Origin of the sequence: Modicisalibacter muralis (genome assembly GCF_900102945.1) — a bacterium.
Lineage (GTDB): Bacteria > Pseudomonadota > Gammaproteobacteria > Pseudomonadales > Halomonadaceae > Modicisalibacter > Modicisalibacter muralis.
This window is the reverse complement of sequence record NZ_FNGI01000005.1, coordinates 60,783-85,251: the sequence shown is the minus strand read 5'-3', so window position 1 is coordinate 85,251 and position 24,469 is coordinate 60,783. Positions and strand designations below refer to the sequence as shown.

General features: G+C 62.8%; 22 protein-coding genes. 16 read left to right on the top strand and 6 right to left on the bottom strand.

Annotated elements, in window-relative coordinates; genetic code table 11:
• The first annotated feature begins 15 nt into the window (after nucleotides 1–15).
• From hemA to BLR92_RS10315, 13 genes are all read left to right on the top strand, one after another.
• Nucleotides 16–1,302 carry a glutamyl-tRNA reductase gene (hemA, locus tag BLR92_RS10375; protein WP_089728251.1) on the top strand — a complete coding sequence of 429 codons (1,287 nt, stop codon included), beginning with the start codon at nucleotides 16–18 and terminating at the stop codon, nucleotides 1,300–1,302.
• A complete protein-coding gene (prfA, locus tag BLR92_RS10370) occupies nucleotides 1,302–2,387 on the top strand; it encodes a peptide chain release factor 1 (protein WP_089728250.1) in 1,086 nt (361 codons plus the stop codon). Before hemA ends, prfA begins: the two co-directional genes overlap by 1 nt.
• The gene (prmC, locus tag BLR92_RS10365) at nucleotides 2,387–3,232 is read left to right on the top strand and encodes a peptide chain release factor N(5)-glutamine methyltransferase (protein WP_089728247.1); all 846 of its coding nucleotides are present in this window, start codon (nucleotides 2,387–2,389) and stop codon (nucleotides 3,230–3,232) included. The genes prfA and prmC overlap by 1 nt, the downstream gene beginning before the upstream one ends.
• Nucleotides 3,233–3,404: 172 nt before the next feature.
• Nucleotides 3,405–3,905, top strand: a complete 501-nt coding sequence (locus BLR92_RS10360) for an Lrp/AsnC ligand binding domain-containing protein (protein WP_089728245.1) — start codon at nucleotides 3,405–3,407, stop codon at nucleotides 3,903–3,905.
• 19 nt (nucleotides 3,906–3,924) lie between these two features.
• On the top strand, nucleotides 3,925–4,692 hold the full coding sequence (locus BLR92_RS10355) for a HesA/MoeB/ThiF family protein (RefSeq protein WP_089728243.1): 768 nt from the start codon (nucleotides 3,925–3,927) through the stop codon (nucleotides 4,690–4,692).
• Between the two features lie 2 nt (nucleotides 4,693–4,694).
• On the top strand, nucleotides 4,695–5,615 hold the full coding sequence (locus BLR92_RS10350) for a LysR family transcriptional regulator (protein ID WP_089728241.1): 921 nt from the start codon (nucleotides 4,695–4,697) through the stop codon (nucleotides 5,613–5,615).
• Between the two features lie 202 nt (nucleotides 5,616–5,817).
• Nucleotides 5,818–7,110 (top strand): NAD(P)/FAD-dependent oxidoreductase, encoded by a 1,293-nt coding sequence (locus tag BLR92_RS10345; protein ID WP_089728239.1) that lies wholly within the window; start codon nucleotides 5,818–5,820, stop codon nucleotides 7,108–7,110.
• Nucleotides 7,111–7,167: 57 nt separating this feature from the next.
• Nucleotides 7,168–8,307 carry an ABC transporter ATP-binding protein gene (locus BLR92_RS10340; RefSeq protein ID WP_089728237.1) on the top strand — a complete coding sequence of 380 codons (1,140 nt, stop codon included), beginning with the start codon at nucleotides 7,168–7,170 and terminating at the stop codon, nucleotides 8,305–8,307.
• 10 nt (nucleotides 8,308–8,317) lie between these two features.
• The gene (locus BLR92_RS10335) at nucleotides 8,318–9,238 is read left to right on the top strand and encodes an ABC transporter permease (protein ID WP_089728234.1); all 921 of its coding nucleotides are present in this window, start codon (nucleotides 8,318–8,320) and stop codon (nucleotides 9,236–9,238) included.
• Entirely contained in the window at nucleotides 9,235–10,032 is a 798-nt protein-coding gene (locus BLR92_RS10330; protein ID WP_089728231.1) for an ABC transporter permease, read from the top strand. The genes BLR92_RS10335 and BLR92_RS10330 overlap by 4 nt, the downstream gene beginning before the upstream one ends.
• A 44-nt stretch (nucleotides 10,033–10,076) precedes the next feature.
• Complete coding sequence (locus BLR92_RS10325) at nucleotides 10,077–11,141, top strand: ABC transporter substrate-binding protein (protein ID WP_089728229.1); 1,065 nt, start codon at nucleotides 10,077–10,079, stop codon at nucleotides 11,139–11,141.
• Nucleotides 11,142–11,252: 111 nt separating this feature from the next.
• On the top strand, nucleotides 11,253–12,617 hold the full coding sequence (locus BLR92_RS10320; RefSeq protein ID WP_089728228.1) for a glutamine synthetase family protein: 1,365 nt from the start codon (nucleotides 11,253–11,255) through the stop codon (nucleotides 12,615–12,617).
• Between the two features lie 34 nt (nucleotides 12,618–12,651).
• On the top strand, nucleotides 12,652–13,944 hold the full coding sequence (locus tag BLR92_RS10315; protein WP_089728226.1) for an NAD(P)/FAD-dependent oxidoreductase: 1,293 nt from the start codon (nucleotides 12,652–12,654) through the stop codon (nucleotides 13,942–13,944).
• Nucleotides 13,945–13,947: 3 nt separating this feature from the next.
• On the opposite strand, the gene BLR92_RS10310 is transcribed toward BLR92_RS10315, so the two are convergent.
• The 5 genes from BLR92_RS10310 to BLR92_RS10290 are packed head-to-tail and all read right to left on the bottom strand — an operon-like array spanning nucleotide 13,948 to nucleotide 20,005.
• On the bottom strand, nucleotides 13,948–14,178 hold the full coding sequence (locus tag BLR92_RS10310) for a formate dehydrogenase subunit delta (RefSeq protein WP_089728224.1): 231 nt from the start codon (nucleotides 14,176–14,178) through the stop codon (nucleotides 13,948–13,950).
• Nucleotides 14,175–15,086: a formate dehydrogenase accessory sulfurtransferase FdhD gene (gene fdhD / locus BLR92_RS10305; protein ID WP_089728222.1), complete on the bottom strand. Its 912-nt coding sequence runs from the start codon at nucleotides 15,084–15,086 to the stop codon at nucleotides 14,175–14,177. Before fdhD ends, BLR92_RS10310 begins: the two co-directional genes overlap by 4 nt.
• Nucleotides 15,083–17,959 carry a formate dehydrogenase subunit alpha gene (gene fdhF / locus BLR92_RS10300; protein WP_089728220.1) on the bottom strand — a complete coding sequence of 959 codons (2,877 nt, stop codon included), beginning with the start codon at nucleotides 17,957–17,959 and terminating at the stop codon, nucleotides 15,083–15,085. Before fdhF ends, fdhD begins: the two co-directional genes overlap by 4 nt.
• Nucleotides 17,943–19,514 (bottom strand): formate dehydrogenase beta subunit, encoded by a 1,572-nt coding sequence (locus tag BLR92_RS10295; RefSeq protein ID WP_089728510.1) that lies wholly within the window; start codon nucleotides 19,512–19,514, stop codon nucleotides 17,943–17,945. The genes fdhF and BLR92_RS10295 overlap by 17 nt, the downstream gene beginning before the upstream one ends.
• The gene (locus BLR92_RS10290; RefSeq protein WP_089728218.1) at nucleotides 19,514–20,005 is read right to left on the bottom strand and encodes a formate dehydrogenase subunit gamma; all 492 of its coding nucleotides are present in this window, start codon (nucleotides 20,003–20,005) and stop codon (nucleotides 19,514–19,516) included. Before BLR92_RS10290 ends, BLR92_RS10295 begins: the two co-directional genes overlap by 1 nt.
• Nucleotides 20,006–20,140: 135 nt before the next feature.
• Between BLR92_RS10290 and BLR92_RS10285 the strand changes: the two genes are divergently transcribed.
• Nucleotides 20,141–21,202, top strand: a complete 1,062-nt coding sequence (locus BLR92_RS10285; RefSeq protein WP_089728216.1) for a substrate-binding domain-containing protein — start codon at nucleotides 20,141–20,143, stop codon at nucleotides 21,200–21,202.
• Between the two features lie 230 nt (nucleotides 21,203–21,432).
• Nucleotides 21,433–21,993, top strand: a complete 561-nt coding sequence (locus tag BLR92_RS10280) for a glycine zipper 2TM domain-containing protein (RefSeq protein WP_089728214.1) — start codon at nucleotides 21,433–21,435, stop codon at nucleotides 21,991–21,993.
• Nucleotides 21,994–22,074: 81 nt separating this feature from the next.
• Here the strand turns inward: BLR92_RS10280 and BLR92_RS10275 are convergent, their stop codons facing one another.
• Nucleotides 22,075–23,454, bottom strand: a complete 1,380-nt coding sequence (locus BLR92_RS10275; protein ID WP_089728211.1) for a glutamine synthetase family protein — start codon at nucleotides 23,452–23,454, stop codon at nucleotides 22,075–22,077.
• Between the two features lie 256 nt (nucleotides 23,455–23,710).
• Here BLR92_RS10275 and BLR92_RS10270 point away from each other — a divergent pair, with 256 nt between their 5' ends.
• Nucleotides 23,711–24,451 (top strand): gamma-glutamyl-gamma-aminobutyrate hydrolase family protein, encoded by a 741-nt coding sequence (locus BLR92_RS10270; RefSeq protein ID WP_089728208.1) that lies wholly within the window; start codon nucleotides 23,711–23,713, stop codon nucleotides 24,449–24,451.
• The last annotated feature ends 18 nt before the right edge of the window (nucleotides 24,452–24,469 follow it).

Genomic DNA, 24,469 nt, shown 5'->3' with positions numbered 1-24,469 from the left:
GTTAATGACGCTGCAATGACGCTTCTCGCACTCGGAATCAATCATAAGACCGCCGCCATCGATGTGCGCGAGCAGGTCGCCTTTACCCCGAGCCAACTCGAGACAGCACTGGTCGAACTCAAGCGTCTGCCCGAAGTGCTCGAGGCCGCGGTGCTGTCGACCTGCAATCGCACCGAACTCTACTGTATTACCGGCGCGGCGGGTGAGCGGGCGATTCTCGACTGGTTGGGGCGCTTTCACGATCTGCCCATCGAGCAATTGACCCAGTGCGCCTACCACTACCTTGACGAGGCGGCGGCGCGCCACCTGATGCGCGTGGCGTCGGGACTCGATTCCATGGTGCTCGGCGAGCCGCAGATCCTCGGCCAGATCAAGGACGCCTACCAGCAGGCGCGCACGCATCAGGGCCTGGGCGGCGAGTTGGAGCGTTTGTTCCAGCATACCTTCGCGGTGGCCAAGCAGGTGCGCACCGAGACCGGCATCGGTGAGAACCCGGTGTCGGTGGCGTATGCCGCGGTCAGCCTGGCGAGTCGCATCTTCGATGATTTCTCGCGCTCGCGGGCGCTGTTGATCGGCGCCGGTGAGACCGTCGAACTGGTCGCCCGGCATCTGCGTGAATCCGGCATTCGCGAACTGATCGTCGCCAACCGTACCCGTGAGCGCGCCGAACGCCTCGCCGGTGAGTTCGCTGGCGAGGCGATCACCCTGAGCGAGATTCCCGAGGCTCTGGCGCGCGCCGATATCGTGATTGCCTCCACGGCGTCACCGCTGCCGATCCTCGGTAAGGGCATGGTCGAGGGGGCGCTGAAGGTGCGCCGTCACCGGCCCATCTTCATGGTCGACATCGCCGTGCCGCGCGATATCGAGCCGCAGGTCGGCGAACTCGCCGATGTCTTCCTTTATACCGTCGACGACCTGCAGGAAGTCATCGAGGAGAATCGTCGCCATCGGCAGGTAGCGGCCAATCAGGCCGAGGCGCTGATCGCTCAGGGCGTGGGGCACTGGCAACACGAACGCCGGGTGCGTGGGGCCGGTGATCTGATTCGTCGCTATCGCGAACAGGGCGAGGCGCTGCGCGATGCCGCCGAGGCCCAGGCCATGGCCCAGTTGGCGCGTGGCGAAGACCCCGAGAAAGTCATTCGCCGCTTGACCCAGCAGCTCACCAACAAGCTGTTGCATGGTCCGACGCTGCGCCTGCGCGAGGCCTCCGGCCTGGAGCGCCACGACATCATCGAGGCGGGCGAGACGCTATTGCTGGATTCGACCATGCCCCAGGACAACAACCGGGAACAGGAAGCTTAATGAAAGCGTCATTGCGCCAGCGTCTGGAAAGCCTGCAGGAGCGTTTCGAGGAACTCGCCGCCTTGCTCGCCGAGCCCGAAGTGATCGCCGATCAGCCGCGTTTTCGCGATTATTCGCGTGAATATGCCGAACTCGACGCGCTGATCGAGGCCTGGCGGGAGTTTCGTGCGACCGAAGGCGATGTCGAGGCCGCCGAGCAGCTATGCGACGACAGCGATGCCGAGATGCGCGAGCTGGCCGAGGAGGAGCTTTACGCCGGTCGCGCTCGACTGGAAACGCTCGATGAGCGTCTCAAGCGGTTATTGGTGCCCAAGGACCCTGACGATCATCGCAACGTCTTTCTCGAGGTGCGCGCCGGCACCGGTGGCGACGAAGCGGCGCTGTTCGCCGGCGACTTGTTTCGCATGTATTCGCGCTATGCCGAAAAGCTGGGCTGGAAGGTCGAGGTGGTCAGCGCCAGCCACGGCGAGCAGGGCGGCTACAAGGAGATCATCGCCCGGGTGCGTGGCGAGGGTGTTTACGCTCGGCTCAAGTTCGAATCCGGCGCGCATCGCGTGCAGCGCGTGCCGGCTACCGAGTCGCAGGGGCGCATTCATACCTCGGCGTGTACCGTGGCGGTGATGCCCGAGGCCGACGAGGTCGGCGCCATCGACATCAACCCGAACGATCTGCGCGTCGATACCTTTCGCTCCAGCGGCGCCGGCGGCCAGCACGTCAATACCACCGACTCGGCGATTCGTATCACCCACCTGCCCAGCGGCGTGGTGGTCGAGTGTCAGGAAGAGCGCAGCCAGCACAAGAACCGCGCCAAGGCGATGTCGTTGCTCGCCGCGCGACTCAAGCAGAGCGCCGTGGATAGCCAGCGCCAGCAGCAGGCCGACACGCGGCGTTCGTTGGTCGGCTCGGGTGATCGCAGCGAGCGCATCCGCACCTATAACTTTCCCCAGGGCCGCATCACCGACCATCGCATCAACCTGACGCTCTACAAGCTCGGCGAGGTGATGACCGGCGAACTCGATGAAGTCGTCGCGCCGCTGATCAACGAATACCAGGCCGAACGGCTCGCCGCGCTACAGGAAGCCTGATGCGCATCGACCAGTTGCTGGCTAGCGCTCGCGAGCGTCTGGCCGTCGCCGGCTCGCCGAGCGTGCGTCTCGATGCCGAGGTACTGCTCGGCCATGTGCTGGAGCGCGACCGTACCTGGCTATACACCTGGGGCGATCGCGAGATTGGCGGCGACGCGTTGTCGCGCTACGAGCGATTGATCGGCAGACGCATCGCGGGAGAACCGGTGGCTTATCTGACGGGCGAACGCGAATTCTGGGGGCTGCGCCTGCGCACCGTTGATGCGACGCTGATACCCCGCCCGGATACCGAAACCCTGGTCGAAGCGGCGCTGGCGTGCGCGACGCAAACGTCTGGCCGGGCGCTGGATCTGGGCACCGGCAGCGGCGCGATTGCGCTGGCCTTTGCCAGCGAGCGCCCTGACTGGCAGGTGATCGGCGTCGATCGGGTAGCGGCGGCGGTGACGCTCGCCCGGGACAACGCCGCGCGGCTGGGCATCGCCAACGCGACCTTCCTCGAGAGCGACTGGTTCGCGGCGCTCGCCGACCAACGCTTCGATCTGATTCTCTCCAACCCCCCTTATCTGGCCGATGACGACCCGCACCTGGCGCTTGGCGACGTGCGCTTCGAGCCCCGCTCGGCGTTGGTGGCCGCCGACGATGGGCTTGCCGACCTGCGGCATCTAGTCGCGGCGGCGCGAGCGCATTTGTCGCCGGGTGGCTGGCTGCTGCTCGAACACGGCATGACTCAAGGCGCGGCGGTACGTGGCGCGTTGAATCGTGCCGGTTATGGCGAGGTGACGACGCTGGATGATCTGCAAGGTCGGCCGCGTGTCTCGTCGGGACGTTTCGGTACATCGTCTTAACGTGGAAACTTCAGTTGGAGGCGGGCTGGGCGAGTGTGGTAATAGTGGTGTCTTAAAGGTTGTTTTTGCTGTCTATTTGGGGTGATTTACCGCTGACGCATCGCTTGCTGCTGTTTCAAATGGCATTGGCAGGCGATCATGCTGCCGTCACTCGGCTGGGAACAAGATTACAATGAAAGCCAAGACCCGATCGCTGGACCGTATTGATCTTAAAATCCTGCGCTGCCTGCAGGACAACGCACGTATCTCCTATGTCGATTTGGCCTCGCAAGTCGGGCTATCGACCACGCCATGCCTCGAGCGTGTCAAACGCTTGGAACGCTCGGGCATCATTCGTGGCTACAAGGCTCTGCTCGATCCCAAGGCGCTCAAGGCCAATCTGCTGGTGTTCGTCGAGATCAGTCTCGAGACCCAATCGCCGGCGGTATTCGATGAGTTTCGTCGTGCCGTCGCCAAACTGCCACAGATCCAGGAGTGTCATCTGGTATCGGGACAATTCGATTACATTCTCAAATGCCGCATTCCCGAGATGTCCGCCTATCGCCAGTTGCTCGGCGACGTCGTGCTGACGCTGCCCGGGGTCAAAGAGTCGAAGAGCTACGTGGTGATGGAAGAGGTCAAGGAAGAGTTTTCGCTGCATGTACCGGACATCGACCACTTCGACGATAAGTGAGCCGATGACAAGTGAGCCAATGAATGACGAAGCCCTGCTGCGCTATAGCCGACAGATCATGCTGGAACAGATCGACATTGCCGGCCAGGAGCGCCTGCTCGCCAGCCATGCGCTGATCGTCGGCGCCGGCGGGCTGGGCTCGCCGGTGGCGTTGTATCTGGCGGCTGCCGGCGTGGGGCGTTTGACGCTGGCCGATGACGACGTGGTCGAGCTTTCCAACCTGCAACGCCAGATCGCCCACGGCGAGGCCGATATCGGTCGCCACAAGACCGAGTCCGCCGCCGAGGCGGCACGTGCCCTGAATCCCGGTTGTCGTATCGAGGCGCTTACCCGGCGCCTTGACGGTGCGGCGTTGCTCGAGGCGGCGAACGCGGCCGATGTGGTCATCGATTGCACCGACCGTTTCTCGAGTCGCTATGCCATCAACCGTGCCTGCCTTGAGGCGCACAAGCCCTTGATTTCGGGAGCGGCGATCCGCTTCTCCGGCCAGTTGGTGATGTTCGATCCACGCGACGCCGCGAGCCCTTGTTACGCTTGCCTGTATCCGCCACCCGCGGATGGCGAGCAGGCCGACGACGAACTGCGCTGTGCCGAGAATGGCGTGGTCGCGCCGCTGGTCGGCCTGATCGGCACCTTCCAGGCGCTCGAGGCGCTCAAGCTGTTGAGTGGCGCCGGCACGCCGCATCGTGGGCTTTCCACCTTCGACGGCCTGAGCGGTGAGTGGCGTCGCTTCAACGTGCCGCGCGATCCGGCCTGCCCGGTTTGCGCCGTGCCGACGCGCCGATAGCCATGGTCGATCGCCAGTCGGCGCCGCTCGGTCAGGTCAGCGATTTCGATATTCGCCTGTTGCGGATTTTCAAGACGGTCGCCGAATGTGGCGGCTTCACCGCCGCCGAGGTATCGCTGGGCATCGGTCGCTCGGCGATCAGCCTGCACATGAGCGACCTGGAGAAACGCCTGGGATTGCGCCTGTGCCAGCGCGGTCGCAGCGGCTTCGCGCTGACCGAGGAGGGGCGCGAGGTCTATCAGGCGTCGTTGACCCTGCTCGCCTCGCTGGAGACCTTTCGTACCGAGGTCAATGCCCTGCACCAGACCCTGCGCGGCGAGCTCAATATCGGCATTACCGACAACCTGGTCAGCCTGCCGCAGATGCGCATCACTCACGCCCTGGCCGAACTCAAGGCGCGTGGCCCCGAGGTGCGTATCAATATCCACATGACGCCCCCCAACGAGATCGCCCTGGCGGTGCTCGATGGCGGCCTCCACCTGGGCGTGGTGCCGGAAATCAACCGGCTGGCGAGCCTCGAGGCGATGCCGCTCTACAGCGAGCGTTCGTTGCTGTACTGCGCCGACAGTCATCCGCTGTTCGATGTCGATTCGGCGGCGCTGGATAGTGCTTGCCTGGCACGCCAGGAAGCCGTGGTGCCCAGTTATCCGTTGCCTCCCGAGGCCCGGGCCTGCCATCAGCGACTCAATGGCTGCGCGACGGCTTCGGATCGCGAGGGAACCGCCTTTTTGATTCTCACCGGCTGTTATATCGGCTACCTGCCCGATCACCTGGCGCGCCCGCTGGTCGAAGCGGGGCGCCTGAGAGTGCTAAGCCCGGAGCGCGAACGGTTCACGACGGCGTTCGTTACCGTGACGCGTCGCGGGCGCCGCCCACATCGCGTTCTGGAGGCTTTCCTGGAAGCGCTGGCCGCCCAGCCGTGAGTTTTTCAGGTGATCATAGAAGACTGTTTCCATGGGAAAGCGTCAAAAAATCCTTCACGCCTGTTATTGAATACTTGACATCCGGTGGCGCCCTGGTGTCAGACTAAGGGCATGAGCTGCGATCAACGCCGCTTCAATGGTGAAAGAATTCAACAATAATTTTTGGCCGCCAGAGCGGTTCACCAAACCCCGGGAAACAGTCATGAACGTTGCCGCCGATCTGCGCCGTCCTGCCTCCTACTACAGTGCCAGTATCGCTGTCAGCCTGGCGCCGACCCCACCATTGGTCGGCGAGGAGCGGGCCGACGTGTGCGTCGTTGGCGGCGGCGTGACCGGCTGCTCGGCGGCGCTGCATTTGGCCGAGCGCGGTTATCGCGTGGTGCTGCTCGAGGCCGGCGAGATCGGTCATGGCGCCTCGGGACGTAGCGGTGGCCAGATTCTGCCTGGCCTGGGTACCGGCCAGGATGTGATCGAGAAGGCCCTGGGCCTGGAACGCGCCCGCGATATCTGGGAAATGAGCCGCGAATCGGTGCGCCTGACCGAGCGTCTCATCGAGCGTCACACCATCCCCTGCGATCTGGCTCACGGTTCTCTGCATGCCGCCGTCAAGCCGCGTCAGGTTCGCGAGTTACGCGCCTTTCAGGACAGTATGGCCAACCGCTACGGCTATCAGGCGTTGAGTTTTCTCGACGGCGATGCTCTTCGCGAACGCGTCGTGAGCGATGCCTATCCCGCCGCCTTGCATGAATCCGAAGGCGGCCACCTGCACCCCCTCAACTACACCCTGGGCCTCGCGCGGGCGGCGCAGCAGGCTGGAGCCGTCGTTCACGAGCACAGCGCGGTGGTGGATATCAAACGCGGCCAACCGGCGCGTGTCAGTACCGCACATGGCAGCGTAAGCGCCGACTTCGTGGTGCTGGCGACCAATGCCTATATCGGCGGTCTGATGCCCGAGATGGGTGGGCGCATCATGCGCGCGGCCAATTATATCGTCGCCACCGAGCGCTTGTCCGAAGCTCAGGTGGCGCAGGTATTGCCGCACAACGATGCGCTGTCCGATGCCAACTTCGTGCTCGACTATTACCGCTTGTCCGGTGATCGGCGCCTGATCTATGGCGGCGAGGTCAGTTACGACGGGCGCGAGCCGCGTGGCCTCAAATCGCGCATGGATGCCAAGATCGCGCGACTGTTTCCGGTGCTCAAGGGTATCGGGATCGAGTATCGCTGGGGCGGAGATGTGGCGATCACGCTCAACCGGGCGCCGGATTTCGGTCGCCTGGACGGCAATCTTTTCTACGCTCAAGGATATTCGGGACATGGCATGTCGCTGGCGGGGCTGGCCGGCGAGTTGCTGGCGGAGGCTATCGCCGGACAGGCCGAGCGCTTCGACGTATTCGCCGCCATGCCTCACCGCGAGTTTCCGGGCGGGCGCTGGCTGCGCACGCCGCTACTGGTGCTGGCCACCAACTTCTACAAGTTGCGTGACCGGCTGTAACTTCACGAAATACGCCACGACAACGATACGCCACGACAACAACAGGAGTGTGGTGCGATGAACAATCCCACGGCGGTCCCTGCGGCCGCAGCACGCGAATCGGCGGGTAGCCACGACGAGGTTCGAGAGAAAGCGCCGCGCAAGGCCTCGTCGATCGAACTCAAGGGCATGCGCAAGCGTTTCGGCAAGGACACGGTGGCGCTCGATGGCGTCGACCTGACCATCGAAGCGGGTGAATTCTTCACCCTGCTGGGGCCTTCCGGCTGCGGCAAGACCACCTTACTACGGATTCTCGCCGGTCTCGAGGAACCCGACGACGGCAGCCTGCTGATCGGCGGAACGGATATTACCGATATTCCGCCGCATCGTCGCAGCGTCAATACCGTTTTTCAGTCCTACGCGCTGTTTCCGCATCTTTCGGTGCGCGACAACCTGGCCTTCGGACTGCGCATGCGCGGCGAATCGGTCGCCGAGCGCGAGCGCAAGGTCGCCGAGGTCGCCGAGTTCATCCATCTCGGTCCGCTGGTCGAGCGGCGTGTCGACCAACTCTCCGGTGGCCAGCGCCAGCGTATCGCCTTGGCGCGCGCGCTGATCTGCGAGCCCGATGTGCTGCTGCTCGACGAGCCGTTGTCGGCGCTCGATGCCGGCCTGCGTGGCCAGCTTCAGGTCGAGTTGCAGCGCATCCAGAAGCGCCTGAGCATGACCTTCGTGTTCGTCACCCATGACCAGGACGAGGCCATGGTGATGTCGGATCGCATTGCGGTGCTCGATGGCGGCATCATCCAGCAGGTCGGCACGCCCAGCGAGGTTTACGAACACCCCACCAATGCCTTCGTGGCGCGCTTCATGGGGCATGACAACCTGTTCGCCATTCATGGCAGCCAAGACGATTGGGTGGATACCGAGTTGGGACGCTTGCGCCTGGATATGTCCGAGCAACGCCCGGATCAGGATGGCTGGTTATTGATTCGTCCCGAGACGCTGGAGCTGGACGTGGAGATCCCCGCAGATTCCAACCGCCTGGAAGGGGTGGTCAAGGAGCGCCTTTACCGGGGCAGTCGTGTCGAGTACCGGCTGGATGTCAACGGCCAGACGCTGATGGCAGTCGCCAGTAACTTGGGGCAACGCCTGCACGGCGTGGGTGATCGGGTGACGATCGGCGTGTGCCCGGAAGACCTGGTGCGGGTCGCGAACTGAGGAGACGACAATGGCTGAATCTTCACGGCTTGCCGCGCGCAACCGCGGCGTGGTCAGCGAGACCCGTCATCTGCTGTTCAGCGTGGCCCCTGGCGCTGCCTGGATATTTGCCTTCCTGGTCTTGCCCAGCCTGTATCTGATGTCGGTGGCGTTCATGTCCAATGGCCCCTACGGCCTGCCGCAAATGCCGCTCTCGCTGGATGCCTTCAAGCAACTGGCCGGTTTCGGTTTTCTCGGCTGGAGTCCGGGCAATCTCTACACGCTGGTGCGCTCGCTATGGCAGACCATCGTGTCGACGCTGCTGGTGGTCGTCATCGCCTACCCGGTCGCTTACTACATCACGACCTGCCGCGAAAGGTGGCGGCCGTTGCTGTTGCTGCTGGTGGTGGTGCCGTCGTGGACCAATCAGGTGATTCGCGCCTTCGGCTGGATGAACCTGCTGGCGCCGGGTACGCCGTTGTCCGATCTGGCCGACGCGCTGGGCCTGATCGGCCCGCATATGGGCCTGTATCCGTCGAATTTTGCCGTGACGCTGGGGCTGGTCTACAACTTCCTGCCGTTCATGGTGTTGCCGCTGTACGCGGCGTTCGAGAAACTCGACAAGGCCTTGGTGCAAGCCGCCCAGGATCTGTACGCCTCGCCGACGCGCGCCTTCTGGCATGCGGTGTTCCCGCAGACCCTGCCGGGGCTGCTGGCCGGTACGGTACTGGTGGCGATACCCGCCTTCGGCATGTACGTGATACCCGAGCTGCTCGGTGGCGGCAAGGGCATGATGTTGGGCAACCTGGTCGCCAACCAGTTTGCCGCCAGTTCGAACTGGCCGTTGGGCGCGGCGGGGGCGATTCTGATGTTGATCGCGACCTTCGTTGGGCTATTTGCCATGCGGCGTGTCGGCAGGCGCCTGGGTGGCGGCGAGGAGGTGGTGATATGAGAAAGCGTACCCTGCAACGCGGCCTCACCGGCATCTGGTGGGCAACGCTCTTTTTCCTCTATCTGCCGTTGGCGGTGATCGTGCTGTTTTCCTTCAACTCGGCCAACAGCACCGCGGTATTTTCCAGTTTCTCGCTGGTCTGGTATCAGCGTTTGCTGGGCAACGAGCAGATCATCAACGCCTTCGGCAATAGCCTGATACTGGCGGTCAGTTCCTCGATCGTCGCGCTGGTGGTCGGTTGCCTGATCGGTTATGGGATGTATCGCCATCGGCATCGCAAGCTGGGCTGGCTGATCATTCTGATCTATCTGCCGATCGTGCTGCCGGATATCGTCTTCGGTATCTCGGAAATGGCGTTCTTCGTCGAGTTCTATCGGCTTACCGGGTTCCTGCAACCGGGGCTGGGGACGATGATCATCGCCCACGTGACGTTCCAGATTCCGTTCGTCGCGCTGATCGTCTATTCACGCTTCGTGGGGCTCGACCCGACGCTGTTCGAGGCGGCCAAGGACTTGTATGCCACGCCCTTCAAGCGCGCCTTGCATTTCCTGCTGCCGACCATCAAGCCGGCGCTGATCTCGGCCTTCTTCCTGTCATTCACGCTATCGATCGACGACTTCGTGATCAGCTTCTTCACCTCGGGGCCGGAGAGCACGACGCTGCCGATCTATATCTGGAGTGCGATCAAGAAGGGCATCACTCCCGAGATCAACGCGATTGCCACCTTGATGATCGGTGCCGTGGCGGTGGCCGCCATACTCAGTTTGCTGTTCAACCGGCAGGGGCGCCGTTAGGCGTGCGCTGTCACTACGACGTGGGACCGAAGGAGAGCGAAACAATGAAAACAACGACTACACGACTCGCCGCCGCGCTCGGTGGCCTGTTATTGGCCACCGGAGTCCAGGCCCAGGAGAACAAGCTGTACCTGTTCAACTGGACCCAGTACATGGACCCCGCGATCATCGAGGCCTTCGAGGCCAAGTACGATGCCGAGGTGGTGCAGAGCTACTACAACTCGCTGCCGGAGATGTTCGCCAAGCTGAATACCGGCGGCGTGGCGCAGTACGACATCATCGTACCCTCCAACTATTACGTGCCACGCTTGATCGAAACCGGCATGGTGCAGAAGCTCGACAAGTCCAAGATTCCCAATCTGGACAACATCATGGAGCAGTTCAGCAATCCCAGCTACGACCCGCAGAGTGCCTACACGGCACCTTATCAGTGGGGCGTGACCGGCCTGGTGTACAACACCGAGACGTTCCCCGATGCGCCCAAGAGCTGGTCGCTGATGTTCGATCCGGAGGTCAACGAGAGCTATCCCTTCGCGCTGATGGGCGATGGCCAGGTGACCATGGGCGCCGGTTGCGCGTATCTCGGCCATGGTTATGACTGCACCGATCTGGATGCCTGGAAGGAAACTGCGCGGATGCTGCTCGAGACCAAGAACCGCAACAATTTCAGCGGCTTCATCGAGGGTACGCCGGCGCTTCAGCAATTGGCCCGGGGCGTGAGTCATGTGGCGATGAGCTACAACGGCGATTACCTGTTCTACCGCGAGGAGAACCCGAAAGCCTTCGAGAACATCGAGTTCATGATTCCCGACGAAGGCACCGAGAAATGGGTGGATGTCATGATGATTCCATCCCAGGCGCCCAACCCTGAGCTTGCCCACAAGTTCATCAACTTCATCCTCGACGCCAAGATCGGCGCGCAGTTGTCCAACTACAACTACTACGCCAGTCCCAATGCGGCGGCCGTGCCCTATCTCGACGAGGTGTTGACCAAGCCGCCGGTGTTGCCCACCGAGGAAGACCTGGCTCGGCTGAGTTTCACGCCCACGCTGAAGGGCAAGGACTTGCAGGTATTCACCCAGATATGGACCGAAGTGAAGTCGCGTTAGTCCTGCGAGAGCAAGGGGCTGCAATCGCCGCGCGCGTTATCCCCTTACGCGTTTCCTGTGCCTGCGGGCACAGGGAGCGGCGAGCGCACAATGCGTTTTAAGGAAACTTGTATGAGTGACAGTCGACGCCATGAGCTTGAAGACTGGTTCAGTGCCCGCGGCATCACCGAGGTGGAGTGCCTGGTTTCGGACCTGACCGGTATTCTCAAGGGCAAGATCATGCCCGCCAAGAAGTATCTCAACGCCGGGCGACCGCGCCTGCCCGACTCGATCTTTATCCAGACGGTCACCGGCGGTTATCCCGATGACGAGGATATCCGCTTTTGGAATCCCTCGGAACTGGACATGCAGCTGGTTCCCGACCCCAACGCCGTGTATCTGGTGCCCTGGGCGGAAGACCCCACCGCGCAGATCATCCACGACTGCTATTACCTGACCGGCGAACCGGTTGAACTATCGCCACGCAGCGTGCTGAAGCGGGTGTTGGAGCTGTACAAGGCGCGCGGTTGGAAGCCGGTGGTGGCGCCCGAGGTCGAGTTCTACCTGGTCAAGACCAATACCGATTCGGATTACCCGCTCGAACCGCCGATCGGCCGTACCGGGCGCCAGGAAAGCAGCCGGCAGTCGTTCTCCATCGATGCGGTCAACGAATTCGATCCGCTGTTCGAGGAAATGTACGACTACTGCGATGCCATGGATCTGGATATCGATACCCTAAACCATGAAGAGGGCGCCGGGCAGATGGAGGTCAACTTCCAGCATGGCGACCCGTTGATGCTGGCCGACCAGGTGGTGATGTTCAAGCGCACCCTGCGCGAAACGGCGCTGCGCCACAACATGTACGCCACCTTCATGGCCAAGCCGATGGCCAACGAGCCAGGCAGTTCCCTGCATATTCACCAGAGCCTGGTGGACATCGCCAGCGGCAACAATCAGTTCGTCGGCGACGATGGCCAGCCGAGCCGGCTGTTCCATCACTTCATCGGCGGCCTGCAGCAGTACCTGCCGTCGGCGATGCCGTTCTTCGCCCCCAATGTGAACTCCTTTCGCCGCCTGATGCGCAGCGAAACCAGCGGGTCGGCGCCGGTGAATACCGAGTGGGGCTTCGATAACCGCACCGTGGGCCTGCGCGTTCCGGTCGGCGAGCCAGAGGCCACGCGGGTCGAGAATCGCCTTGCCGGCGCCGATGCCAACCCCTATTTAGCGATGGCGGCGTCGCTGGCCTGCGGTTACCTGGGCATGATCAGTCAGATCGATCCGCGCCCGCCGATGGTCGGCTCGGCCTGGTCGGCGGGTAACAAGCTGCCCGATGATGTCGGCCCGGCGCTGGACGCGCTCAGGGAATGCAAGCCGCTGGCCGACCTGCTGGGCGAACGCTTCACCAACAGCTACCTGGCGGTCAAGCGTGCCGAGCACACGGCTTACTACCGGGTCATCAGCTCGTGGGAACGCGAACACCTGCTGCTGCGTGTTTAACCACTCAACATTATTCGAAACCTGGAGGCCAGGCATGCCATCGTCCGATACTGCGTCCCACGTGGCGTCCTACTATGCCGCCACGGCCAACGATAAGCTGGAGCGCCCTGAACTCGAGGGCGAGGTGCATTGTGACGTCTGTGTCGTCGGTGCCGGTTTTACCGGCATCTCCGCCGCCCTGCATCTGGCTGAGAAAGGCTACAGGGTCGTGGTGCTCGAAGCCGCGCGCATCGGCTTTGGCGCCTCGGGGCGCAACGGTGGCCAGATCGTCAACAGCTACAGTCGCGACATGGATGTCATCGAATCGCGCTACGGCAGCGAGACCGCTCGCGCGCTGGGCGACATGGCCTTCGAGGGCAATCGCATCATTCGTGAGCGCATCGCGCGTTACGACATTGCTTGCGATCTCAAGGACGGCAACCTGTTCGCCGCCTGCAGCACCAAGCAGATGCAGGGTCTGATCGAACACAAGGCCCTGTGGGAGCGTTACGGCAACCATGAGCTGGAGTTGCTGAGCAGCGATAGCTATCGACGTGAAGTCGGTAGCGATCGTTATGTCGGTGCGCTGCTCGATCATTCCGGTGGCCATTTGCACCCGCTCAATCTGGTGCTGGGCCAGGCCGCGGCGCTGGAGTCGTTGGGTGGGGCGATTTACGAGCAGTCGCCGGTCACCGAGCTGACCCACGGCGAGCCGGTGCGATTGCGCACGCCTCGCGGTGAGGTCGTCGCCGAGCGCGTGGTGTTGGCCGGCAATGCCTACATGCAGGGGCTGATGCCGCAACTCGAAGCCAAATCGATGCCTGCCAGCACCCAGGTGATCGCCACCACACCGCTGGACGACGTGCAGGCGCGCGACATTCTGCCCACCGACCGTGCCGTCGAGGACTGCAATTATCTGCTCGATTATTATCGCCTGTCGGCCGATCGCCGGCTGATCTACGGTGGCGGCGTCAGCTACGGTGGCCAGGACCCGGACAGCATCGAAGACGCCATTCGCCCCAAGCTGGAAACCACCTTTCCACAGCTCAAGGGCATCGCGTTCGACTACACTTGGGGCGGCACCTTCTTGTTGACGCTGAACCGCCTGCCGCAGTTCGGGCGACTCAACGCCAACGTCTATTACGCGCAGGGTTATTCGGGTCACGGCGTGACCTGTACCCACCTGGCCGGGCGCTTGATCGCCGAGGTGATCGATGGCGAGAGCGAGCGCTTCGACGCCTTCGCCGGCTTGCCGCATCTGCCATTTCCCGGCGGGCGGCTGTTGCGCGTCCCCCTGACCACGCTGGGCGCCTGGTATTACCGCACGCGTGATGCGCTGGGCATCTAGGTTTCAGGACTCGCCACTGGCCAACTGCCGTACGGCGAGTCTGGCGACCGGAGTGAGACGGTTACCATCGTCATCGTGGTAGCCGATGATCTGCTGCTTCATGCTGCGCGCCCAGAACTTGTGCAAATGTGTTGCCACGTAGTGGGCCGCCGCCGCATCGCTGCCATGGTGGGTGTTGTTATCGGCGATCTGGTTGGCCATTTGAATCAGCATGTCGAGTTGGCTGTGACTCATTGCAGGTAGCCTCGGTAGGCGTGGTCGGGCAGGGTGTCGAGTCTTTGGCGGCCGGCTGGATTGGCTTGGGCCAGCGGCAATACCGGCGGGCTTGCCTTGTTTGAGGGCGTGGAGGCGGTATAGACCACATGGCGTCCGGGGCGGGCGAAGCCGACCAGCGTCAATCCGGCTTGCCGGGCCTGCTCGACCGCCAGCGAAGTTGGCGCGGAGACCGCGACAAGACAGCCGATCCCGGCGCTGCAGCTTTTCTGCACCATCTCGTAGCTGGCGCGACTCGAGACCAGCGCAAAGCCCTCGCCGCGTGGCTGGTCGCTACGCATCAACGCGCCAATCAGCTTGTCCAGTGCGTTGTGACGGCCGACGTCCTCGCGCGCCAGCACGATGGCGCCAGCGGCATCGCACCAGGCGGCGGCGTGGCTGGCGCCGGTTTCGCCCTGTAATGGCTGGTGGCGGGAAAGCTCGCCCAGGGCGCGCTGAATGGCACTGTCGGCGATTGTCGGTGCCTTAACCGGCGGCACCTCACGAATCGCCTGCTGCAGCGATTCGGTGCCACACAGTCCGCAGCCGGTGCGACCGACCAGGCTGCGGCGGCGCAGCTTGAGTTCGGCGAAACGCTGGGCACTGATTTGCACATGTACCGCAATGCCTTCCTCTTGCTTTTCGAGCTCGATGTCGTAAAGCTCATCGCGGCAACGCAGGATGCCTTCGCTGAGGCTGAAACCGAGTGCGAAGTCGTCGAGATCGGCCGGCGTGGCCATCATCACGGCATGCGAAATCCCGTTGTAGACCAGCGCCACCGGCACTTCCAGCGCGATGCGGTCGATCGCCCCAAGCGGCTCGCCGTCTCGGCCTCGGCGAATATCCACCGCGGCCCGATAGCTGGCATGGCTCGCGCCCGGCGTCTTCATCGCTGCGCTCCGGCTTCGGGCGCGGGCTGCTGAATGTGGCCCTCGAGCAACCGCTGTTGCAATTCATCGAACGCGTGGAAATGGCGTTGCCACGCGGATGGCTGACTGACCTTCTCGACCTGTACGGCAGTCACCTTGTACTCGGGGCAATTGGTGGCCCAGTCGGAACTATCGGTGGTAATCACGTTGGCGCCGCTACCCGGGTGGTGAAAGGTGGTGTACACCACGCCCGCCAGCATGCGCTCGCTGATGCGAGCGCGCAGCACCGTCTGGCCGGATCGGCTGGAAATGCCCAGCCAGTCGCCATCGCTGATACCGCGCACCTCGGCGTCGTGGGGATGCACTTCCAGTACATCCTCGTCATGCCAGACCTGGTTGTGGGTACGCCGGGTCTGGGCGCCCACGTTGTATTGCGAGAGGATGCGCCCGGTGGTCAGCAGCAGTGGGAAACGGCCATTGGTGCGTTCCTCGGTCGCCAGGTACTCGGTGATCGCGAAGTGGCCGCGGCCGATCGGGAAGTCTTCGACGTGCATGGTCGGAGTGCCGTCTGGGTGCCGCTCGTCGCAAGGCCACTGAATGCTGCCGAGGCGTTCCAGCTTGTCATAGTCGACGCCGCTGAACGTCGGGGTCAGGCGGGCGATCTCGTCCATGATCTCGGAAGGGTGGCGGTAGTCCATTGGATAACCCAGCGCATTGGACAGCGCCACGGTAACCTCCCAATCCTCCTTGCCGGCAAGCGGCGCCATGACCTTGCGTACCCGGTTGATGCGGCGCTCGGCATTGGTGAAGGTGCCGTTCTTCTCGAGGAAGGTGGAGCCCGGCAGCAGCACATGGGCGAACTTGGCCGTCTCGTTGAGAAAGATATCCTGTACGATCAGGCACTCCAGCGACCGCAATGCCGCTTCGACATGCTGGGTATTGGGGTCGGACTGAGCGATATCCTCGCCCTGAACGTAGAGCGCCTTGAAGGTGCCGGCGATCGCCGCATCGAACATGTTGGGAATACGCAGGCCCGGCTCGTCGTCGAGCGCAACGCCCCAGGCCCGTTCGAAGCGACCGCGCACGGCCGCGTCGGCCACGTGCTGATAGCCCGGCAGTTCATGCGGAAAGGAGCCCATGTCGCAGGAGCCTTGCACATTGTTCTGGCCGCGCAGCGGATTGACGCCGACACCCTCGCGACCGAGGTTGCCGGTGGCCATGGCCAGGTTGGCGATGCCGATGACCATGGTCGAGCCCTGGCTGTGCTCGGTGACGCCCAGGCCATAGTAGATGGCGCCGTTGGCTGCCTTGGCATAGCTACGCGCGGCGCGGCGCACGGCTTCGGCCGGCACGCCGGTGATCGACTCGACCCGCTCCGGGGCATGGCGTTGATCGCTGATGAAATCGCGCCAGGCTTGGTAGGCCTGGGTATCGCAGCGCTCGGCAATGAACTGCGTATCCTCGAGCCCTTCGTCGATGACCACATGCGCCAGGGCATTGACCAACGCCACGTTGGTGCCCGGGCGTAGCGCCAGGTGCTGGGCATCCTTCAGGTGCGGCGTTTTCAGCAGATCGATGCGCCGTGGATCGATGACGATCAATTGCGCGCCTTCACGCAGGCGGCGGCGCATCTGCGAGCCGAAGACCGGGTGGGCGTCGGTCGGGTTGGCGCCGATCACGATGATCGTGTCGGCCTGCATGACCGAATCGAATGTCTGGGTGCCGGCGGATTCGCCGAGGGTGAGCTTCAGGCCATAGCCGGTAGGCGAGTGGCAGACCCGCGCGCAGGTATCGGTATTGTTGTTGCCGAACGCCGCGCGCACCAGCTTCTGCACCAGATAAGTTTCCTCGTTGGTGCAGCGCGACGAGGTGATGCCGCCGATGCTCTCGCGGCCATGCTCCGCTTGTACCGCTTTCAGCCGCTGGGCGGCGAAGGCGATCGCCTCTTCCCAGCCGACTTCGCGCCAGGGCTGGTCGATCGAATCGCGGATCATCGGCTGCTTGATACGGTCCTTGTGCGTCGCGTAACCGAAGGCGAAACGCCCCTTGACGCAGGAGTGGCCATGGTTCGCGTCGCCACCCTTGTAGGGCACCATGCGGATGACCTCGTCGCCCTTCATTTCGGCCTTGAACGAACAACCCACGCCGCAGTAAGCGCAGGTGGTAATCACGCTGTGTTCCGGCTGGCCCTTGTCGATGACGCTCTTTTCCATCAGCGTCGCGGTCGGGCAGGCTTGCACGCAGGCGCCGCAGGACACGCATTCGGAGTCCATGAACGCGGCGTTCTGCCCCGGCGATACCTGGGAATCGAAACCGCGGCCGTCGATGGTCAGCGCGAAGGTGCCCTGGACCTCGTCGCAAGCGCGCACGCAACGCGAACAGAGGATGCACTTGCTGGGATCGAAGCTGAAGTAGGGGTTGGAGTGATCCTGCTCGGCTTCCAGGTGATTTTCACCGTCGAAGCCGTAGCGCACCTCACGCAGGCCGACCGCGCCGGCCATGTCCTGCAATTCGCAATCGCCATTGGCGGGGCAGGTCAGGCAATCCAGCGGATGGTCGGAAATGTACAACTCCATGATATTGCGGCGCAGCTTGGCCAGCTTGCTATCCTGGGTGGTGACCCGCATGCCCTCCGCGACGGGCGTGGTACACGAAGCCGGGTAGCCGCGCCGGCCATCGATGCGTACCGCGCACAATCGGCAGGAGCCGAAGGCGTCGAGATTGTCCGAGGCGCACAGCTTGGGAATATTGATATCGGCGAGTGCCGCGGCACGCAGTACTGACGTTCCCTCGGGCACGCTGATTTCGCTGCCGTCGATTTCCAGGGTGACCAGGGTCTCGGACAGCCGGGCCGGGGTGCCGTAATCCTTGTTGGGGTCAAAGTGCTGCAGCATGATGCCGTCCTCCAGCCGTGGTGCCTTGCAGGTCGTCCGGGAAGTGTTCGAGTACGCTTTGTACCGGGAACGGCGTCATGCCGCCCATCGCGCACAGCGAACCGTCCACCATGGTCTCGCAGAGTTCGCCGAGCAGCGCGAGGTTGGCGTCACGCCTGTCGTCGGCGCGGATGCGGTCGATGGTTTCTAAGCCGCGGGTCGCGCCGATGCGACAAGGGGTACACTTTCCACACGACTCGATGGCGCAGAACTCCATGGCGAAGCGCGCCTGTTCACCCATGTCGACCGTGTCGTCGAACATCACCACACCGCCGTGGCCGAGCACGGCGCCGATGGCGGCGAAGGCTTCATAGTCCATCGGAGTGTCCCACTGGCTTTTCGGCAGGTAGGCGCCGAGGGGCCCGCCCACCTGAACCGCGCGCAATGGGCGACCCGAAAACGTGCCGTCACCGAAGTCTTCCATCAGTTCGCGCAGCGTTGCGCCGAAAGCCAGCTCGACCAGGCCGCCGCGCTGGACGTTGCCGGCCAGTTGCAGCGCCAGGGTGCCGCGCGAGCGTCCCATGCCATAATCGGCGTAGGCTTGGCCACCCTTGTCGAGTATGTAAGGCACGGCGGCCAGCGACAGCACGTTGTTGACCACCGTGGGCTGGCCAAACAGGCCCTCGATCGCCGGCAGCGGTGGCTTGGCGCGCACCAGGCCGCGCTTGCCTTCGAGGCTCTCGAGCAGCGAGGTTTCCTCGCCGCAGATATAGGCGCCGGCGCCGAGGCGCACTTCGAGGTTGAAGCGCCGACCACTGTCCAGCAGGTTTTCGCCCAGATAGCCAGCGGCTTCGGCCCTTGCGATGGCCTCGTTCATTAGTTGGTGGGCCAGCGGGTATTCACTGCGCAGGTAGATATAGCCCTGGGTGGCGCCGACCGCGAGACCGGCGATGGTCATGCCCTCGATCAGCAGGTAGGGGTCGCACTCCATGACCAGGCGGTCGGCGAAGGTACCGGAATCGCCTTCATCGGCGTTGCAGACGATGTATTTCCGATCGGCCGGGGCATCCAGCACGGTTTGCCACTTGATGCCGGTGGGGAAGGCGGCGCCGCCTCGCCCGCGCAGGCCTGAGGCGGTGACCTCATCGACAATCGCCTGCGGTGCGAGTCGCAGCGCCTTCTCCAGGCCACGAAAACCGTCATGGGTCTTGTAATCCTCGATCGACAGCGGATCGGTGATGCCGATGCGAGCGAAGGTCAGGCGTTGCTGTTTTTTCAGGTAGGGGATTTCCTCGGTCGCCCCCCGTGACAGTGCATGTTGGGTGCGGCTCTCGAGAAAACCGCTGTCGAACAGGGCGGCGACGTCGTCGGGTTCGACCGGGCCATAGGCGACACGCCCGGCCGGCGTTTCGACCTCGACCAATGGCTCGAGCCAGGCGAGGCCGCGCGATCCGTTGCGCACCAGTTCGATGCTTGCACCACGTACCTTCGCCTCGCGGACGATCCGGGTGGCAACCTCATCGGCACCCATCGCCAGGGCAGTCGTTTCATAGGGAACGTAGAGCCGGGTCGCCATCATTTCACCTCCACTACGTGAGTCTTCAACTCATCGACCAGGCGATCGAACTTGTCCGCCGTGACTCGGCCGAGCACGCGATCGCCAACCTGGATGGATGGACCGCAGGCGCAATTCCCCAGGCAGTAGACCGGCTCCAGGCTGAGCTCACGATCTGCGGTGGTGCGGTGATAGTCGATGCCCAGGCGTGCCTTGGCATGAGCCTCCAGCGCGCGCGACCCTCTCGCCTGGCAGGCCTCGGCCCGGCAGATCCGCAGCGTGTGGTTGCCGGGTGGGGTGCTGCGAAAATGATGGTAGAAGCTGATCACGCCGTGGACTTCGGCGCGCGATTGCCGCAACGATTCGGCGATGAGCGGCACGGCTTCGGTGGGAACATGACCAAAACGGTTCTGGATCGCATGCAGGATCGGCAGCAGCGCGCCGGGCAGCGACCTCAACGCGTCGATCTCTTGTTGCAAAAGCTGGGGAGTCCACTCGGAAGAGCCACTCATGGGATCACCTGGTTGCTAGTTTTGCGCTTCACGGTTAAATATGTAAAACAATTCATATTTGTTTTTGTGGTTGTTACTCTATCGCGGCAAAGCTAGCATCGGATCATGAATCACAAAATATGAAATTTAATTCATATGAAAAAAATTCGAATCATCCCCGAGTGGAGCTTCACGGACGAGGCCGGCAAGCGCCTCGATCCCCAGCTTTTTGGATTGCTACAGGCGATTCACCAGAGTGGCAAGCTGACCGTGGCGGCCAAGGGGTGTGGCATTTCCTATCGCCATGCCTGGAACCTGCTCAACAAGTGGACCGATTTCTTCGGACTGGCACTCGTCGAGATGCAGCGGGGGCGGGGGGCTCGGCTATCGCCGCTGGGTGAAAAATTGTTGTGGGCCGAGCAGCGCGTCATCGCGCGATTGGGTCCTCAGCTCGAAAGTCTGGGTTCGGAATTGAATCTCGAGATTCAGCAATTGCTGGAAGGCGTCAAGCCGGTGCTGCGCCTGCATGCCAGTCATGGCTATGCGGTGGCCCTGTTGCCGAAATTCGCCACCGACCTGCAACTCGATCTGCAGTACTGCAGCCCCCGGGAGGCGTTGGCGGCGCTCAATCGCGGTGCCTGTGACCTGGCTGGCTTTCACCTGCCGACGAGCGCGACCAGCGGCCCGTTGATACAGGCCCACCGTCGCCTGCTGAAACCCCGCAGCCACCGCGTCATTCGCTTTATTACGCGTTGCCAGGGCTTGATGGTCAAGCCGGATAATCCCAAGCGGATCAAGGGATTGCCGGATCTGTTGCAAGCCGATGTGCGTTTCATCAATCGCCAGAAGGACTCCGGCACCCGGGCGCTACTCGATGGCTTGCTTCGCGAGGCCGGGCTGTCGATGCGCGGGATCAGGGGCTACGAGCTCGAGGAATACACCCACTCGGCGGTGGCGGCCTATATCGCCGCCGGCATGGCGGACGTCGGCTTTGGCGTGGAGGCCGCAGCGCGCCAGTTCGGTCTGGGATTCATACCGCTGGCCAGTGAGCACTACCTGATGGTCTGCCATGGGAAATCCCTCAGCGATCCGAAATTTCAGCGGCTGTTCGAACTGATCGAAAGCGAGGCTTTCAAGACCGCGGTTGCCGAACTACCGGGCTATTCGCCGGATCGCTGCGGTGAAGTCTGCGACGTCGATGAGCTTTTCGCGAACTGAAGGAATGGATGCTCAAGGGTTCTTCGGAGAAATGACAAACAATATGAAAACACTGTTCAAAAACTAACGGCAACGCATTCGATGCAGTAAGCTTAGCCTGTCTCTCGTGGTCAGCGATGCGCTCGAGCCGGCGTATCGTCCACACATCGCTCGTTATGCGGACCTCTATCAGCGAAACGGATCAGCAGCTTGAACGACAGTGACGTCAAGAAGAATACAGGAGTCGACATATGAGCAAATCAATCGTCATTGGTGGCACCCTAGCGGTGCTGGGCCTGGGTGGCCTGGCCTTCGGTGCTTATCAGATGCAAACGGCCCAGCAGCCACAGTTCGCCGAGGTGATCAGTGTCGACCGCGTCACCGAAACCGTCGAGACGCCGCGCGAAGTCTGCGAGAACGTTGCCGTGACACACCGGCGCCCGGTGAAGGACCCCAACCGCATCGCCGGCACCGCGATCGGCGCGATCGTCGGTGGCGTGCTGGGCAATCAGATCGGCGATGGCAGCGGTCAGAAGATCGCTACCGCGGCGGGCGCCGTGGCTGGCGGTTTTGCCGGTCGCGAGGTGCAGCAGCGCATGCAGCAGGGCGATACCTACACCACCAGCGAGCGGCGTTGCCGCACCGTGACCGATTCCCAGGAACAACTGATCGGCTATGACGTCGAGTACCGGGTCGATGGCCAAGCCTACGAAACCCAACTCGACCAGGCACCCGAAGGCGATCGCGTGCCGCTGGAGAATGGCGAGCCGCAGTGGCAGGCCGCCGCCGGGGGTGGCAACGCCAGTTCCTGATTGGAGATTTTAGCGAGTTCACGACGCCAGGCGCCCCATCCGTCGATGGGGCGCCTGGCGTTTGGCTATCTCAAGCCATGATCAGACGTGGCGCAGATACCAGTCATACTCCAGCGAACTGACGGTGCGCATGGCATAAGCGCGTTCGGCGAGCCGGTTGGCGTGGTAGACATGGATGAAATCGCGACCCAGCGCCTCGGCCAGCACCTCGTTGGTCGCGAACAGGTCGAGTGCGTGCTGCCAGCTATTGGTCAGCGTCGGCTCGAGTTGCTCGTAGGCGTTGCCGCTGATCGCCTCGGGTGGCGTCAATTCGTTTTTCAAGCCGTGCATGACCGATGCCAGCAACGTCGCCAACATCAAATACGGGTTGGCGTCGGCGCCGGCGACGCGATGCTCGATGCGCCGCGCGGCATTGGGGCCCGATGGAATGCGCACCGCCACCGAGCGGTTGTCGTAGCCCCAGGAAGGCGCCATGGGCACGTAAAGCCCGGGCTGGAAACGCCGGAACGAATTGAGGTTGGGCGAGAAGATGGCCATCGAAGCCGACATCAACTCCAGCAGGCCGGCGATCGCCTGCTTCAATGCCGGGGTGCCTAACGGGTCCTCGTCGTCGCTGGAGAAGATGTTGCGCCCTTCGCCGTCGATCAGGCTGATATGCACATGCGCGCCGCTACCGGCCTCGTCGCCGTAAGGCTTGGCCATGAACGTGGCCTCGAAGCCGTGATTGAGCGCCACGCCCTTGATCAGGCGCTTGAGCAGCACGGCGCTATCGCAGGCCTTGATCGCATCGTCACAGTGAATCAGGTTGATCTCGAACTGACCCGGCGCGCACTCCTTGAGTGCGGTGTCCAGCGGCAGTTGCTGGGCGATGGCGGCCTGCTGTATTTCCTCGAGGAAATCGGCGTATTCGTCGAGCTCGTTGATCGAGTAGAGCTGGCTCTGGGTGGCGCGTTCGCCGGTCCCGGGCGAGCAGGGCGGTTGGGCCAGGCCAAGATCGTCGCGGCGCCGGTCGACCAGATAGAATTCCAGTTCCAGCGCAACCACCGGGGTCAGACCGCGCGCGGTGAACCCGGCCAGCACCCGGCTCAGCACCTGACGCGGGTCGGCGAAAAACGGCCGGCCGTCGGTTTCCTGCATGGTCATCAGCAGCTGGGCCTGGCGCCCCTCGCGCAGCCAGGGTGTCGGCATCAGCGTGCCGGGTATCGGGCGGCACACCCGGTCGCTATCGCCGGTGGCCAGACCCAGGCCGGTTTCCTCGATGGTGTTGCCATTGATATCGAGCGCGAACACCGACGCCGGTAAATTGATGCCGCTGCGGTACGCGCCGATCAGGTTGTCGCGGGGGATGCGCTTGCCGCGCAGCACGCCGTTCAAGTCACTGATCAACAGATCGAAGCTTTCGATGTCCGGATGGCGTTCGAGAAACTCCCGGGCCTCGGCTTGGGCAGGTGAGGACGTCATGAGGTGAACCCTTTGTGCCAATTTTGTGATGCATGGCCGTCATCTTTCCGCTGGCCAAGAGTGTTGTCAAATTTTTTACGCTAATTCTGATCGACAGAATTTGTCGTTTCTCGATTTAATTTCTTTAATGCAATGTTTTAAAAGAATTTATATGAAGTTTATGGAAAAAATCCTCAAGGTGCCTTGGCAAGCGTAATTAATGGCGTTATGTTGAGAAAAATATAACACTGCCTAATCGTTTTCGAAGGAGCGCGTTATGGAGCTACGTCCTCTGGTGGGAGTGATCGCCTGCCGTCGGCAGGTCGAAGGCCATCCGGCGCACATGGTCACCGATAAATATCTGCGAGCGCTGCACGACTACGGTCTTGCGCCGGTAATGCTGCCGGTTTGGGAAGACGGCGTGGATACGGCGCTGCTGACGAAGTTGGATGGCCTGCTGTTGACCGGCAGCTACACCAATGTCGAGCCGTGGCGCTATGGCGAGGAACCCGCTCCGCAGAACACCCGCGACGACCGCGATCGCGACGCCGTGTCGATGGCGCTGATTCCCGCCGCTATCGAGCGGGGTTTGCCGTTGTTCGGCGTCTGTCGTGGCTTTCAGGAATTCAACGTCGCCTTCGGCGGCAGCCTGCATCAGGCCGTGCAGACGGTATCCGGATTGCTCGATCATCGCGAACCCGAGGGCGACAAGGCGGCACAGTACGCGCCCGTTCACGACCTGGCCATCGAGCCGGGCGGCGTATTGGCGGGGCTGTTCGATCGATCTTGCGCGCAGGTCAATTCGTTGCACCAGCAGGGCATCGCGCGTCTCGGCGACGGGCTGCGCGTGGAAGGCCGCGCACCGGATGGGCTCGTCGAGGCGGTGTCGGTCGAAGGTGCTGCGAGTTTTGCCCTGGCGGTGCAGTGGCATCCCGAGTGGCAGCCCGCCGAACATCCGCTATACGACGCGCTGTTTCGCGGCTTCGCCGAGGCCTGCCGCCATCATGCGACGCGCTAAGTCACCCGATGCCACACT

Coding starts and splice junctions, on each gene's coding strand:
- BLR92_RS10340 (WP_089728237.1), top strand. CDS start 7,168: ATGAACAATCCCACGGCGGTCCCTGCGGCCGCAGCACGCGAATCGGCG.
- BLR92_RS10355 (WP_089728243.1), top strand. CDS start 3,925: ATGAATGACGAAGCCCTGCTGCGCTATAGCCGACAGATCATGCTGGAA.
- BLR92_RS10290 (WP_089728218.1), bottom strand. CDS start 20,005: ATGAGTGGCTCTTCCGAGTGGACTCCCCAGCTTTTGCAACAAGAGATC.
- BLR92_RS10330 (WP_089728231.1), top strand. CDS start 9,235: ATGAGAAAGCGTACCCTGCAACGCGGCCTCACCGGCATCTGGTGGGCA.
- BLR92_RS10275 (WP_089728211.1), bottom strand. CDS start 23,454: ATGACGTCCTCACCTGCCCAAGCCGAGGCCCGGGAGTTTCTCGAACGC.
- prmC (WP_089728247.1), top strand. CDS start 2,387: ATGCGCATCGACCAGTTGCTGGCTAGCGCTCGCGAGCGTCTGGCCGTC.
- BLR92_RS10315 (WP_089728226.1), top strand. CDS start 12,652: ATGCCATCGTCCGATACTGCGTCCCACGTGGCGTCCTACTATGCCGCC.
- BLR92_RS10310 (WP_089728224.1), bottom strand. CDS start 14,178: ATGAGTCACAGCCAACTCGACATGCTGATTCAAATGGCCAACCAGATC.
- BLR92_RS10360 (WP_089728245.1), top strand. CDS start 3,405: ATGAAAGCCAAGACCCGATCGCTGGACCGTATTGATCTTAAAATCCTG.
- BLR92_RS10335 (WP_089728234.1), top strand. CDS start 8,318: ATGGCTGAATCTTCACGGCTTGCCGCGCGCAACCGCGGCGTGGTCAGC.
- fdhF (WP_089728220.1), bottom strand. CDS start 17,959: ATGCTGCAGCACTTTGACCCCAACAAGGATTACGGCACCCCGGCCCGG.
- BLR92_RS10350 (WP_089728241.1), top strand. CDS start 4,695: ATGGTCGATCGCCAGTCGGCGCCGCTCGGTCAGGTCAGCGATTTCGAT.
- BLR92_RS10320 (WP_089728228.1), top strand. CDS start 11,253: ATGAGTGACAGTCGACGCCATGAGCTTGAAGACTGGTTCAGTGCCCGC.
- BLR92_RS10295 (WP_089728510.1), bottom strand. CDS start 19,514: ATGGCGACCCGGCTCTACGTTCCCTATGAAACGACTGCCCTGGCGATG.
- BLR92_RS10345 (WP_089728239.1), top strand. CDS start 5,818: ATGAACGTTGCCGCCGATCTGCGCCGTCCTGCCTCCTACTACAGTGCC.
- BLR92_RS10285 (WP_089728216.1), top strand. CDS start 20,141: ATGAAAAAAATTCGAATCATCCCCGAGTGGAGCTTCACGGACGAGGCC.
- hemA (WP_089728251.1), top strand. CDS start 16: ATGACGCTTCTCGCACTCGGAATCAATCATAAGACCGCCGCCATCGAT.
- BLR92_RS10270 (WP_089728208.1), top strand. CDS start 23,711: ATGGAGCTACGTCCTCTGGTGGGAGTGATCGCCTGCCGTCGGCAGGTC.
- fdhD (WP_089728222.1), bottom strand. CDS start 15,086: ATGAAGACGCCGGGCGCGAGCCATGCCAGCTATCGGGCCGCGGTGGAT.
- prfA (WP_089728250.1), top strand. CDS start 1,302: ATGAAAGCGTCATTGCGCCAGCGTCTGGAAAGCCTGCAGGAGCGTTTC.
- BLR92_RS10280 (WP_089728214.1), top strand. CDS start 21,433: ATGAGCAAATCAATCGTCATTGGTGGCACCCTAGCGGTGCTGGGCCTG.
- BLR92_RS10325 (WP_089728229.1), top strand. CDS start 10,077: ATGAAAACAACGACTACACGACTCGCCGCCGCGCTCGGTGGCCTGTTA.